At 69.5% G+C, this 12,597-nt stretch carries 11 protein-coding genes; 6 read left to right on the top strand and 5 right to left on the bottom strand.

The annotated features are described in order from the left end of the window. Window positions 1-92: 92 nt before the first annotated feature. The 5 genes from WBL05_RS02585 to WBL05_RS02565 all read right to left on the bottom strand — a co-directional run bounded on the left by WBL05_RS02585 (window position 93) and on the right by WBL05_RS02565 (window position 4,639). A complete protein-coding gene (locus tag WBL05_RS02585) occupies window positions 93-1,442 on the bottom strand; it encodes a S1C family serine protease (RefSeq protein ID WP_424223541.1) in 1,350 nt (449 codons plus the stop codon). A gap of 85 nt (window positions 1,443-1,527) precedes the next feature. After that, entirely contained in the window at window positions 1,528-1,944 is a 417-nt protein-coding gene (locus tag WBL05_RS02580) for a Fur family transcriptional regulator (protein WP_424223539.1), read from the bottom strand. Beyond that, entirely contained in the window at window positions 1,934-2,914 is a 981-nt protein-coding gene (locus WBL05_RS02575) for a metal ABC transporter permease (RefSeq protein ID WP_424223538.1), read from the bottom strand. Before WBL05_RS02575 ends, WBL05_RS02580 begins: the two co-directional genes overlap by 11 nt. Window position 2,915: 1 nt before the next feature. Beyond that, on the bottom strand, window positions 2,916-3,695 hold the full coding sequence (locus WBL05_RS02570; RefSeq protein WP_424223536.1) for a metal ABC transporter ATP-binding protein: 780 nt from the start codon (window positions 3,693-3,695) through the stop codon (window positions 2,916-2,918). Next, complete coding sequence (locus WBL05_RS02565; protein ID WP_424223534.1) at window positions 3,686-4,639, bottom strand: metal ABC transporter substrate-binding protein; 954 nt, start codon at window positions 4,637-4,639, stop codon at window positions 3,686-3,688. The genes WBL05_RS02570 and WBL05_RS02565 overlap by 10 nt, the downstream gene beginning before the upstream one ends. A gap of 241 nt (window positions 4,640-4,880) precedes the next feature. Here WBL05_RS02565 and WBL05_RS02560 point away from each other — a divergent pair, with 241 nt between their 5' ends. From WBL05_RS02560 to WBL05_RS02535, 6 genes are all read left to right on the top strand, one after another. Further along, window positions 4,881-6,266, top strand: coding sequence for a glycine--tRNA ligase (locus WBL05_RS02560; protein ID WP_424223533.1), 1,386 nt, complete (start codon window positions 4,881-4,883; stop codon window positions 6,264-6,266). Between the two features lie 31 nt (window positions 6,267-6,297). Beyond that, a complete protein-coding gene (locus WBL05_RS02555) occupies window positions 6,298-7,665 on the top strand; it encodes an MFS transporter (RefSeq protein WP_424223532.1) in 1,368 nt (455 codons plus the stop codon). An 84-nt stretch (window positions 7,666-7,749) separates the two neighbouring features. After that, window positions 7,750-10,020 carry an alpha-galactosidase gene (locus WBL05_RS02550; RefSeq protein WP_424223531.1) on the top strand — a complete coding sequence of 757 codons (2,271 nt, stop codon included), beginning with the start codon at window positions 7,750-7,752 and terminating at the stop codon, window positions 10,018-10,020. 22 nt (window positions 10,021-10,042) lie between these two features. Continuing rightward, a complete protein-coding gene (dusB, locus tag WBL05_RS02545) occupies window positions 10,043-11,209 on the top strand; it encodes a tRNA dihydrouridine synthase DusB (protein WP_424223530.1) in 1,167 nt (388 codons plus the stop codon). A 106-nt stretch (window positions 11,210-11,315) separates the two neighbouring features. Further along, window positions 11,316-12,188: a class II fructose-bisphosphate aldolase gene (locus WBL05_RS02540; protein ID WP_424223529.1), complete on the top strand. Its 873-nt coding sequence runs from the start codon at window positions 11,316-11,318 to the stop codon at window positions 12,186-12,188. Beyond that, the coding region (locus tag WBL05_RS02535) for an HAD family hydrolase (protein WP_424223528.1) at window positions 12,185-12,597 on the top strand (413 nt) is incomplete at its 3' end. The genes WBL05_RS02540 and WBL05_RS02535, both read left to right, overlap by 4 nt.

Raw genomic sequence — 12,597 nt, 5'->3', positions numbered from 1 at the left:
CACCTCGACCGGGGGCTGCGGTCGCTGCCACTGGTCGAACGCTGAGCCGCCACCCGCCGCGAGGGCAGGTGGCGGCAGCAACTCCAGGCTGGCTAGCGGGCGGCTGCGATCGGGGTGACCGTGATCTCCTGGGTCTGGCCGTCGCGGACGACGGTAAGCACGATCTGTTCGCCAACCCGTCCGGCGCGCACCTGGGCCACCAGGGACTCGGTGGAGGAGACCGGCTCGCCGTCCAGGGCGGTGATCAGGTCACCGACCTGGATGCCGGCCTGTTCGGCCGGCGAGCCCTCGTTGATCCGCACCACCCGGGCACCCAACTGCCCGACGCCGGTGGTGTCGGACGCCGACAGGCCGATCTGGGGCTGGTCGGCGTAGCCCTGGCTGATCAGCTGTTCGGCCACGTACTGCACCTGGTCGGAAGCGATCGCGAAGCCGAGGCCGATGTTGCCAGCCTGGCTGTCCCGCGAGGACGACAGCGTGGCGATCGACGAGGTGACGCCCACCAACTGGCCGGATTCGTTCACCAGAGCACCGCCGGAGTTGCCCGGGTTGATGGCCGCGTTGGTCTGGATCGCCGCGGTCACCACCAGGTCGGACGCCTGGGTCGCCGGGGTGTCGGTGATCGCCTGGGTTGTCACCGGCCGGTTCAGCGCCGACACGATGCCGGTGGTGACGGTGTCGTTCAGGCCGAGCGGGTTGCCGATCGCCATCACCGGGTCACCCACCCGGACGCTGTCCGGATCGGCGAAGCCCATCACCGACAGTTCGGCGGGCGGATCGGTCAACTGGATGACCGCCAGATCGGTGGAGGGATCGGTGCCGACGATGGTGGCGGCGTAGGTGACGTTGCCGAGCGTCACGCTGATCAGTGATCGGGCGCCGCTGGTGGCCACCACGTGGTTGTTGGTCACGATGTGCCCTTCGGCGTCGATGACCACACCCGACCCCTGGCCGGCGCTGCCGTCGCTGCCGACGACCTGGATCGCCACCACGGCCTGGGTGGCCGCTTCGGCGACCGCCGTCCAGTCCGGGGCCGACGGGTCGGCCTGCACGACATCGGTCTGCACCGCCTGTGGGGTGGGGTTGAACCGGGTAACCGCGTACCCGGCCAGTCCGCCGCCGATCAGGCCGACGATCAATGCCGCGATCAGGACGGGCAGCCAGCCGCCCGGGTTCGATCGGTTGCCCTGCTCGGCGACCGCGGTCTGTGTGGCGGCTGCGGGCTGCTGCTCACCGGTGAGGCGTTGGGTGTCGTAGCCGGGCTGCTGCTCGCCGGTGAGGCGTTGGGTGTCGTATCCGGGCTGCTGCTCGCTGGCAGCAGGCGGCGGGTAGTTCGTGCCCGGCTGGGGGGCTGGCTGGTCTGGCGCTGTCCACTGGCCGGGCTGGTCGCCGGGCCCGGAGCCCTCACGACTCCACGGGTTCGGCATTGGGTCATTGCTCATCGGTTCCTCCTGTGTCTGCCATTGAGACAACCCGATCATTCTGTGGGTGCGCTGTGAGTTGGCTGCAAGGTTTCTGTACCCGGCGTCAACAGGTCGAACAGATTCCGTAGACCTCGGCGAAGTGCTCAGGCTCACGGAAGCCGTGCTGGGCCGCCACCTGCTGCGACCACGCCTCCAGCGCCTCACCGGCCACCTCGACCGCCCGGCCGCAGCGGCGACAGATCAGGTGGTGGTGGTGGGCCGGTGAGCACCTCCGGTAGGCCGCCTCGCCGTCCTGGGTGCGGATGGTGTCGACCAGGCCGGCGTCCACCAGCCACTGCAACCCGCGGTAGACGGTGGCCAGGCCGATGGATTCCCCCTCGGATCGCAGTGCTCCGTGCACCTGCTGGGCGGTGAGGAACTCGTCCGCGCCGTCCAGCCGGTCGACGATCAGTTGGCGTTGCCGAGTCAGCCGGGGCCGCGGCGCGCTGGGGCCAGTGACGATGGTCTGGTCAGTGTTCATCGAAGTGGTCTCCGTGTGGTGCATGGCGGTGGCCGCCGTGCAGGTAGTCGACGTGGTCGCCGTGCAGCACCGCGATGCGGTCGTGGGCCTCGGTCATCGACTCATGCGGTTCGGCCCGTTCGAACAGCGGCTCCTCCTCGGTCGGATCGGGGTGGTGGGCTCGCCGGTGGCGTTCGAGTATCGAACTGAGCGGCAGCGTCAACACGAAGACCAGCACCGCAAGCACCACGATTGTCGGTCCGGTGGCCGAGTCCAGGTGGTAGGACGCCACCACCCCGCCGACCGACAGCACCAGCCCGAGGACCATCGAGGTGCCCAGCCCGCGCCGAAACCCGCGCACCACGTTCTGGCTGATGGCGACCGGGATGACCATCAACGCGCTGACCAGCAGCAGGCCGACCGTCCGCATCGAGATCGCCACGGTGATCGCGGCCAGGACAACTATGAGCAGGTTCAACGCCCGGGTGGGCAGGCCCTGAGTGCGGGCGTAGTCCTCGTCAGCGCCGACCGCGAACAGTTGCGGTGACAGGCCCAGCGCGCAGGTCAGCACCACGACGGCCATCGCTGCCACCACGAGCACGTCGCCGCCGCTGACCGAGGTCAGTGATCCGAACAGGTACTGCGACAGGCTGCCCGCACCATGCCCGGCCAGCCCGGCCATCAGGACGCCGGCGGCCAGCCCGCCGTAGAAGAGGATGGCCAGCCCCACGTCGCCGGTCGCGCGGCCGGACTGCCGGAGCAGTTCGATGGCGACCGCTCCGGCGACGGTGACGACGATTGCCACCGGAACCGGGGCCTGACCGGTCAGCAGCGCCAGGCCGACGCCGGCGATGGCGACGTGCCCCAGGCCGTCACCGAGCAGGCTGAGCCGGCGTTGCACGATGTAGGTGCCGACGGCGGGCGCCATCACCCCGGTCAGCGCGCCCGCGACCAGAGCCCGCACCATGAAGTCGAATGCCAGCAGCCCCATGTCAGTTCGCTCTCGGGGGGACGGGAGCCAGTTGCGGTGCCAGGATCGCCTCGTCGTGCGGGTCGGCCTCGGGTGCCAGGCAGTCATCCAGCGCAGCGCCGGACACCAACGGACCGTCGTGGATCACCCGGCCCAGCTGCAGCACGACGCTGCGGGTGAGCAGCGGCTCCATGGCACCCAGTTCGTGCAGGACGACCAGGATGGTCAGGCCGTCGGCGTGCAGCCTGCCGAGTAGCCGCGCCAGGCTGGTCTGGGTGCGCACGTCGAGGGCGGCCAGCGGCTCATCCAAGACCAGCAGGTCGGCCTGCCCGGCCAACGCCCGGGCGATCATCGCCCGCTGTTGCTGGCCGCCGGACAACTGGGACATCGTCCGGCGACCGAACCCGGCGAGCCCGACCCGCTGCAGCGCCTTGTCGCAGGCTTCCCGGTCAGCCCGTCCGGGTAGTCGGAACAGCTTGCGCCTGGCCAGCCGGCCAAGCATGACGACCTCGTCAACCGTGGCGCCGGAGACCTGCAGTCGTCCCCGCTGCGGCACGTAGCCGATGCGCGACCAGTCGTGGAAGCGCGCCAGTTCGCGTCCGAACAGTTCGATGGTGCCGGACTGGTGCGGTACCAGCCCCAACAGGGTGCGCAGCAGCGTCGTCTTGCCCGACCCGTTGCCGCCCAGCAGCGCGACCACCTCACCGGCGGCGACATCGAGGTCGATGCCGAACAGGATCTGCTGGTCGCCCAGCCAGGTGTCCACCTGGCTGGCGTGGATCACGTGGTCGTTCACCGGCATCCGTTGGCCTTCCTGAGGGCATCGAGGTTGGCGGTCATGACCTCCAGGTAGTCGGCACCCCGGGCGTCGGGGGCGAGGGTTTCCAGCGGGTCGAGGACGTCGGTCTGCAGCCCGAGGTCGGACGCGATGGCCTCGGCGAGCTTGGGCGACACCGAGGTCTCGTAGAAGATCGTGGTCAGGTCGTGATCGCGGGCGATCTGTTGCACCTCGGCGATCCGCGCGGGACTGGGCTCGGCCTCGGCGGACAGGCCACTGATCGCGACCTGGTGCAGGTGGTAGCGGTCGGCCAGGTAGCCGAACGCGGCGTGGTTGGTGATGAAGGTCTCGGTGCGGCAGTTGGCCAGACCGGCAGCGAACTGCTCGTCCAGCTCGGTGAGTTCGGCGGCCAGGTCGGCGGCGTTGGCCCGGTACGTGTCGGCGTTGCCGGGATCGGCCTGGGCGAGTTGCGCGGCGATCTGGTCGCCGATCCGGACGAGGTTGGTCGGGTCGAGCCAGACATGCGGGTCGTAGCCGCCGTGGTCGTGATCGTGGTCATCGTCGGCGGAGTGCTCGTGGGCCTCGCCGTGGCCGGATGCCGGCAGCAGGCGGACGAAGTCGCCGGTGTCCAGCACCCGGGTGGGCTGCTGCTGGGCGATCACCTCGTCCAGCGCCGGCTGGTAGCCGGACTGGTGGACAACCAGGTCGGCCCCGGTGACCGTGGCGACCTGTTGCGGCGACAACTCGAGCCCGTGGCTGTCCGCCCCCGGAGCCAGCAGGTTGGTGACCTCGGCATGCTCCCCGGCGACCCGTTCGGCGGCGAACTGGAAGGGGTAGGCGCCCACCACGATGGCAACGTGGTCATCGGCGCCGCCGGGCTGGGCCTGCGATGCGCACGAGGACAGGAGCAGGGCGGCTGCGCCGGCCAGCACGGCCAGCGTCCGGAAACGGGGACGCGGATCAAGCATGATAATCATTATCGCTTGCTGTCGGGTGGCTGCGCAAGTCGGGTGGGCGGCGTGGCCGGAGTTGGGTGGGCCGCTGATCGGGAGTCGGGTGGGGCGCTGGAGCGGGATTCGTGTTTCGGTGGGCAACCGATAGCCTGTCTGTTGGACGTGCGGGCGAGCTGCCCGGAGCGTCGCACCCGATGCCAGCCAGGTACCGGGGGACTCGTCCCCGTCGACGGGGACCGGATCATGTGGGGCATTCATGGCGGAAAGCACTCTCGACAAGGTCATCAACCTCTGCAAGCGGCGGGGTTTCGTCTTCCCCTGCGGCGAGATCTACGGGGGCACCCGGGCTGCCTGGGACTACGGCCCGCTCGGTGTCGAACTCAAGGAGAACATCAAGCGGCAGTGGTGGCGCAACATGGTGACCAGCCGGGACGACGTGGTCGGCCTGGATTCCTCGGTCATCCTGCCGCGCGAGGTCTGGGTGGCGTCCGGCCACGTCTCGGTCTTCAGTGATCCGCTGGTCGAGTGCCTGAGCTGCCACAAGCGCTGGCGGGCCGACCAACTCGTGGAGGAGTACGCGAACCGGCACGGGTTGGAGGAGGACGCGGTCGCGCTCAACGAGGTGCCCTGCCCGAACTGTGGCAACCGCGGCCAGTACACCGAACCGCGCGACTTCAACATGATGCTCAAGACCTACCTGGGGCCGATCGAGGACGAGTCGGGTCTGCACTATCTGCGTCCGGAGACCGCCCAGGGCATCTTCGTCAATTTCAAGAACGTGCTCAACGCCACCCGTCAGAAGCCGCCGTTCGGCGTTGCCCAGGTCGGCAAGAGCTTCCGCAACGAGATCACCCCGGGCAACTTCATCTTCCGCACCCGCGAATTCGAGCAGATGGAGATGGAGTTCTTCGTCGAGCCCGGCACCGATGAGGAATGGCACCAGTACTGGATCGACGCCCGCAAGGACTGGTACGTCGGGCTGGGTCTGTCGGAGGGAAACCTGCGGTTCTACGAGCACCCCAAGGCCAAGCTCTCCCACTACTCCAAGCGCACCGTCGACATCGAGTACAAGTTCGGCTTCGCCGGCTCGGACTGGGGCGAACTGGAGGGCATCGCAAACCGCACCGACTTCGACCTGTCGACCCACACCAGGCACTCCGGCACCACCTTGGAGTACTTCGACCAGGGCAAGGGCGAGCACTACACCCCGTACGTTATCGAGCCTGCGGCCGGGCTGACCCGCTCGCTGATGGCGTTCCTGGTCGAGGCCTACGCCGAGGACCAGGCACCCAACACCAAGGGCGGTGTCGACACCCGCGTGCTGCTGAAGCTCGACCCGCGGCTGGCGCCGGTCAAGGCGGCGGTGCTCCCGCTGAGCCGCAACGAGGCGCTGTCGCCCAAGGCCCGCGACCTGGCGGCCCGGTTGCGCCAGTACTGGAACGTGGACTTCGACGACGCGCAGGCGATCGGCAAGCGTTACCGCCGACAGGATGAGATCGGCACCCCGTTCTGCGTCACCGTCGACTTCGACACCCTCGACGATGACGCGGTGACCGTCCGCGAGCGCGACACCATGGCGCAGCAGCGGGTGGCGATCTCGCAGGTGCAGTACTACCTGGCCGAGCGGTTGGCCGGCTGCTGACGGATCGGCAACCACAGATCCTGGAGGCGCCATGAGCGATCCGACCACCACGCCTGGCACCACGCTGCCGACCCGGGCCGAACGCCTCGACCGGCTCCGGTTCGGCCGCGAACACGGCAAGCTGCTGGTCGGCTCCGGCATCGGCTGGGCGCTCGACGCCATGGACGTCGGACTGATCAGCTACGTGATGACCGCGCTGGCCGCCCAGTGGGCGCTCAGCAACACCCAGTTGAGCTGGATCGGCTCCATCGGGTTCGTCGGGATGATGATCGGCGCTTCGGTCGGCGGCCTGCTGGCAGACCGGATCGGACGGCGCAACGTCTTCGCACTGACCCTGCTGGTCTACGGGCTGGCAACCGGGATGGCGGCGTTCTCGGTCGGGGTCGCCATGCTGATCGCGCTGCGCTTCGTCGTCGGGCTCGGCCTGGGGGCCGAACTTCCGGTCGCGTCCACGCTGGTCAGCGAGTTCGCGCCGCAACGGATCCGCGGCCGGATGGTGGTGTGGCTGGAGAGCTTCTGGGCGATCGGCTGGATCATGGCCGCGTTGCTGGGCTACTTCCTGGTGCCCCGCGAGATCGGTGGCTGGCCGGGCTGGCGCTGGGCGCTGCTGGTCGGCATCGTGCCGGCCTTCTACGCACTGGTGGTGCGTCGCAGCCTGCCCGAATCCGTCCGTTTCCTGGAGTCGAGGGGACGCACCGCCGAGGCCGAGCAGTCGGTTCGGGCGTTCGAGGAACGATCCGGCGTCACGCCGCCGGCCGAATTCGACCGGGCGGTCGCCGAGACCCCCACCAGCGTGGAGCCGGCCGGCGAACAGCCGGCCATCTTCGCTCCCCAGTTCCGCAGGCGGACGATCGCGCTGTGGGCGGTCTGGTTCTTCGTCAACCTCAGCTACTACGGGGCGTTCACCTGGTTGCCGACGCTGCTGTTCCGGCAAGGCCACTCGCTGGTGCGGTCGTTCGAGTACACGCTGCTGATCACCCTGGCGCAGTTGCCCGGCTACGCAATGGCGGCCTGGCTGATCGAGGTCTGGGGACGCCGCTCCACGCTGGCCACGTTCCTGCTCGGCTCTGGGGTGGCCGCCGCGCTGTTCGGGCTGCAATCCAGCCCCGCCGGGATCATCGCGGCCGGCTGCGCGCTGAGCTTCTTCAACCTGGGCGCGTGGGGCGCGCTGTACGCGATCGGTCCCGAGATCTACCCGACCGCGATGCGGGGCACCGGGACCGGGGCGGCGTCCGCGGCCGGCCGGGTGGCGGCCATCATCGCCCCGCTGAGCGTCCCGTTGCTGCTCGCCGCCGGCGGCAACCCGATGGTCTTCGGAGTGTTCGCGGCGTCCTTCCTCATCGCAGCGGCCAGTGCGCTGCTGCTGCCCGAACGCCGAAACCTGGAAATGGTTGAGTAACGTCCGCTCCTGCCGAGGGTGCGTGACAGGATGAGTCGGTCCCGGCCGAGTGCGCTGGCCGGGCCATGAAAGACAGGGCTTGACATGACGATTGATGCACTGGTGGCCCTTCGGGCAAGCGGTATCTCGCTGCTCGTGGACGTCGACTCCGGTCGGCTGCCCGAGATCCTGCACTGGGGTGCCGACCTGGGCGAGGTGACCGAGACCGACTGGCGATCGCTCCGGCGGGCCAAGGCGAGGCCGGCGCTCGACCAGGTCGATGATCCGCTCCGGGTGGCGATCGTGCCCGAGGCACACACCGGGTGGGCCGGTCGGCCCGGCCTGTCCGGGTCCCGGCAGGGTCTCGACTGGTCGCCCCGGTTCGAGGTCACCTCGCTGGAACTCGACGGCCGGCCGGTCGCCGAGGGCGTGCGCAACTCCGGCGCCGGCCTGATCCGGACGCTGGCCGTCGACGAGGCCGCCGCCCTGGAACTGGAGATCGTAGCCGTCCTCACCCCGCAAGGCCTGGTCAGGGTGCGGGCGGGCGTCCGCAACCTGGCCGAGGCGCCCTACCAGGTCGACGAACTGCTGGTCGCGCTCCCGGTGCCGGGGCAGGCCCGCGAACTGCTCGACTTCGCCGGTCGTTGGGGCAAGGAACGCCAACCCCAACGCGTCCCGCTGATCGTCGGTGAGCACCGCCGGGAGAACCGGCGCGGCCGCACCGGACCCGACTCCGCCTACCAGTTGATCGCTGGTACCCCCGGCTTCGGCTACGCCCGGGGCGCGATCTGGGCGGTGCACACCGCATGGAGCGGCAACCACGTGCACTACGCCGAGCGCACCAACAACGGCTACCAACTGCTGGGCGGCGGTGAGCTGCTGCTGCCGGGCGAGATGGTGCTGGCCGGCGGCGAGCAGTACCTCGGCCCGTGGGTCTACGCCAGCCATGGCGAAGGCCTGGACGAGGTGGCCGGACGCTTCCACAACTGGCTGCGGGCCCGGCCGCGCCACCCCAGCACGCCGCGCCCGGTGACGCTGAACGTCTGGGAGGCGGTCTACTACGACCACGACCTGGCCACGCTGCTGGAGCTGGTCGAGCTGGGCGCCAGAGTCGGCGTCGAGCGGTTCGTGCTGGACGATGGCTGGTTCGGCGGCCGTCGCGACGACCGGGCGGGCCTGGGCGACTGGGTGGTGAGCCCGGACGTCTGGCCGGACGGGCTGCAACCGCTGGTCGACGCGGTGAAGCAGGCCGGCATGCAGTTCGGGCTGTGGGTCGAACCCGAGATGGTCAACATGGACTCCGAACTGGCCCGCGCCCATCCCGAGTGGGTGCTGCAGCCGGCCGGCCGGTTGCCGGTCGAGGCCCGGCACCAACAGGTGCTCAACCTGACCATCCCGGAGGCGTACGCCCACGTCCGCGACCAGCTCGCCGAGATCCTGCAGACCTACGACATCGACTACCTCAAGTGGGACCACAACCGCGACCTGGTGGAGGCGGGGTCCACCGCGACCGGACGCGCCGCCGTCCACGACCAGACGATGGCCGCCTACCGGCTGATGGAGGAGCTGAAGGCGCTGCGCCCCGGCCTGGAGATCGAGTCCTGCAGCTCGGGTGGCGCGCGCATCGACCTGGAGGTTCTGCAGCGCACCGACCGGGTCTGGGCGTCCGACTGCATGGACCCGCTGGAGCGGCAGCAGATCGACTGGTGGACCAAGCAGCTCGTCAGCCCGGAGCTGGTCGGCTCGCACATCGCGTCCTCGCCGTCACAGACCTCGGGACGCGAGGTGGGTCTGCCGATGCGGGCGGCCACCGCGGTCTTCGGTCACCTTGGCGTCGAGTGGGACCTGACCGAGGCCGACGAGGAGGAGCTGGACATCCTGGCTGGTTGGATCGACTGGTACAAGCAGCACCGCGGCCTGCTGCACACCGGACGGATGGTCCGGCTGGACTGGCCGGACCTCGAACTGCGGGTGCACGGCGTGGTCAACGGGCAGGGCGGCATCTTCGCCATCGCCCAGTTGGCGATGGCCGGTCCGAGCAACCACGGCCTGATCCCGCTGCCCGGTCTGGACCCGGAGACCCGCTACCGGGTCAGCGTCGTCTTCGGCGACCAGGTGGTCCAACTGCCCGAGTCCTGGCAGGGCGAACCCATCGAACTGACCGGCGCGCAGCTGGCCGCCGGCGTCCTGCGGGCACCGGTGATGTTCACCGACCAGGCTCTGGTCGTCGAGGTTACCAGGGCAGTCGTGGCCTCGAAGGAACCCGAGGTCAAGAAGGTCGGCGAGCTCGCCAGGCCCAATGGCACGCCGAAGACCGTGGAGCCGGTCAGAACCGGCGAGGTGCGGACGAAGGCCCAGCCGTCCGGCAAGCCCTGAACGCCCGCATATCCTTGACCGGGTGAGCGTCTCCACCACCCTGCTGGAACCGCTGCGGCTGGGGTCCCCGTCGAACCCGGAAGCACTGGTCGTCGACACCCCGGTCGTCCTCGCCCCGATGGCCGGGGTCACCAACGCGGCGTACCGCCAGCTCTGCCGTGAGCAGGGCGCCGGGCTCTACGTGTGCGAGATGATCACCGCCCGCGGGCTGGTCGTCGGCGACTCGAGGACTGCCGAGATGCTCACCTTCTGGCCGGAGGAAGAGGTCCGCTCGGCGCAGACCTACGGTGTCGACCCCGCCTCGCTGGAGGTTGCGGTTGGCATCCTGTGCGAGAGCTTCGGCGTCCACCACATCGATCTCAACTTCGGCTGCCCGGTGCCGAAGGTGACCCGCAAGGGGGGCGGCGGCGTCCTGCCCTGGAAGCTCGACCTCATCCGGGCGATCATGACCAGCGCCGTGCGGGCCGCCGACCGGTACGGGGTGCCGGTGACCGTCAAGACCCGGATCGGCATCGACGACGACCACCCGACCTTCCTCGACGTCGGCCGCATCGCCCAGGACGCGGGGGTGGCGGCGATCTGCCTGCACGCCCGTACCGTCGCCCAGGCCTACTCGGGCAAGGCGAACTGGGACGCCATCGCCGAACTGGTGCAGGCGGTCGAGATCCCGGTGCTGGGCAACGGCGACATCTGGGAGGCCGCCGACGCGGTGGCGATGGTGGACCAGACCGGCTGCGCCGGGGTGGAGATTGGACGCGGCTGCCTGGGCCGTCCCTGGCTGTTCGGCGACCTGGCGGCCGCCTTCGCGGGCCGGCAGGTCACCAGCCTGCCCAACCTGGCGGCGGTGGCCGGCGTCGTGCGCAGGCACGGCGAACTGCTGGTCCGGCTGTGGGGTGAATCGCACGGCATGAAGGACCTGCGCAAGCACATGGCCTGGTACTTCAAGGGGTTTCCGGTTGGCGGAGAGCTGCGCCACGCGCTCGGAATGGTCGCCAGCCTGGCAGAACTGGACGACCTGCTCAGCCAGCTCGATCCTGCGGCCGACTACCCGGTCGCCGAGCTGGGACGTCCACGCGGCCGGCAGGGCAGCCCGCGATCGAAGGTGACCATGCCCTGGGGCTGGCTGGACGATCGCTGCGGGCTCGACCTCGACCTCGGCGAGGCCGAGCTGGACACCTCCGGCGGCTGAGGTTCGACCCCACACAGGTATGGGTAAGTGGCGTTCACGAGGCGCCCTTGCCGTCGACCCCAAACCGCGCTAGGGTTGTCTATACAACTCAGGATGGGAGGTCGACGTGAAGTACCCGACTCTGGCAATGCTCACCCACGCCGAACGGCACGGCTACGCCGTTCCCGCAGTCAACGTCTTCGACGAGTTCAGCATGCGCGGCGTTATCGGCGCCGCGCAGGAGTGCTCGTCGCCGTTCATCATCCAGATCTCCACCAAGACCGCACGCACCCAGGGGGTCGGCCTGATCACCGACCTGTTCGACCGGCTGGCGGACGAATCCCCGGTGCCGCTGGCGTTGCACCTCGACCACTGCCCCGACCTCGACCTGATCGACGAGGTGATCGAGGCCGGGTGGTCGTCGGTGCTGTTCGATGCCTCCGACCGCGACCTGGCCACCGCCGAACGCGAGACTCGCGAAGTGGTGACCAAGGCGCACGCAGCCGGGCTGTCGGTGGAATCGGAGATCGAGAACATCATCGGCGTCGAGGACGGGGTCGGCTCCGACGAGGCGGTGCACTCCTACTCGGTGCAGCAGTTGGCCGACGTGGCCAACCGCACCGATACCGACATGCTGGCCCCGCAGCTCGGCACCGCCCATGGCCTGTACTCGGCGGCCCCGGAGCTGCTGTTCGACCGGGCCCGGCAGGTCCGCCAGGCCAGCGGCCGACGGGTCGTCCTGCACGGTGGTACCGGGCTCAGCCCCGAGGAGTTCCGCAGCTTCATCGACGCCGGCGTTTCCAAGATCAACATCTCGACCCAGTGCAAGATCAGCTACATGAAGGGCGCGCTGGAGTTCCTCAGGGCGGCCGAGGCCGCCGACGAGTGGGATCCACCGAGCATGTTCGACGCCATCACCACCGCGGTGACCGCGTCGATCTCGGAACTGCCGCGCATGTTCGGGTCGGCCAACCGTAGCCAGGAGGTACTGGAGCAGTGACCAACGCCCTGATATTCGACTGCGACGGCGTGCTCGCCGATACCGAGCGCTTCGCTCACCTGCCCGCCTTCAACCGGACCTTCGCCGAGGTCGGGCTGCCGGTGACCTGGTCGGAGGAGGTGTACGGCGAGAAGCTCAAGATAGGCGGCGGCAAGGAGCGGATGGCCACCATGCTGACCCCGCAGTTCGTCGCCGAGCATGGTCTGCCGGCCGATGAGGACGGGCAGCGCGAGCTGCTGCTCGACTGGCATCGTCGCAAGACCGGCCACTACACCGATCTGATCGCCACCGGCCAGGTGCCACCGCGGCCCGGCGTGGCCCGGCTGGTGGACGAGGCGCGGGCCGCCGGCTGGCTGCTCGCCGTGGCGTCCACCTCGGCGGTCGCCTCGGTGGAGGCGGTGCTGGAGAT

This window comes from Brooklawnia sp. (genome assembly GCF_049651565.1).
Taxonomy (GTDB): domain Bacteria; phylum Actinomycetota; class Actinomycetes; order Propionibacteriales; family Propionibacteriaceae; genus Brooklawnia.
The sequence above is the reverse complement of the archived record's forward strand: the minus strand, read 5'-3'. Positions and strand labels throughout refer to the sequence as shown.